Annotated in this window: 1 protein-coding gene; it reads right to left on the reverse strand. The window is 60.5% G+C overall.

Features of this window, described 5'->3' with window-relative positions; all coding sequences use genetic code 11:
* A partial coding sequence (locus AC1DU6_RS35950; protein WP_477863453.1) for an ABC transporter permease subunit occupies positions 1 to 496 on the reverse strand: 496 nt, incomplete at its 3' end.
* Positions 497 to 511 lie beyond the last annotated feature (15 nt).

The following is a 511-nucleotide window of genomic DNA, read 5'->3' on the forward strand; positions in this document are numbered from 1 at the left end:
TCGCCACCACCGTGAGCTGGCCGTCACCGGGCAACTTGATCGCATAGTCGGACAGCCCAGTGTAAAGCGGCGCCGTGATAGGGATCGACTCCGTCGACATCAGAAAGCTGGTGCCGCGCGCCAGGAACATCCCGGCCAACGTGACAATGAACGGCGGCAGGTCGAACAACTGGATGATCGCGCCCATCGCAGCCCCGAACAACGCACAGATGACAAGGACGAGTGCGAAGGCGAGCCAGGGCGACAGGCCCATGCGCTCAATCGCAATGGCAAGAAAGACCGTGGTGAAGCCGATGACCGCACCGACCGACAGGTCAATTCCGCCAGAGATGATTACGAACGTCATCCCGGTGGCGACGATGCCGAGAAAGGCGTTGTCGGTGAGAAGATCGGCCACCACCCGGGTCGAGGCGAAATTCGGGAATTGCACCGAACAGACGATGAAGCCGGCAACGAATACGGCTGTCGTGACGAGGACGGGGAACAGCCGGTTCATTTCCATGCCTTCGAA

The organism is Roseateles sp. P5_B10 (assembly GCF_056400485.1).